Raw genomic sequence first — 271 nt, forward strand, 5'->3', positions numbered from 1 at the left:
CCTGCTACCGCTCGACTTGCATGTGTTAGGCCTGCCGCCAGCGTTCAATCTGAGCCATGATCAAACTCTTCAGTTTAAGATCTATGTGATCCTTACATGTCACCCAAAGGCAACAAAAGCGGATCAAACTTGGCTCAAGGTTCAAACGAATTCATTCAAAACAGGTTCCGAAAAACCTTTATTGCTTGAGTCGCTTGCCTTGATATTTGGTGATTTGTCACCAACGTCAGCAAGCGCCCACATGAATTACCTGATCAAATTGTTAAAGAGC

General features: G+C 44.3%; 1 rRNA gene. It reads right to left on the bottom strand.

Annotated features, from left to right (window positions below):
* A 16S ribosomal RNA gene (locus tag RZA33_RS19490) occupies window positions 1–76 on the bottom strand; the annotation flags it as partial.
* Between the last annotated feature and the right edge of the window lie 195 nt (window positions 77–271).

Source organism: Halovibrio sp. HP20-59 (assembly GCF_033052795.2).
Classification (GTDB): Bacteria; Pseudomonadota; Gammaproteobacteria; order Pseudomonadales; family Halomonadaceae; genus Vreelandella.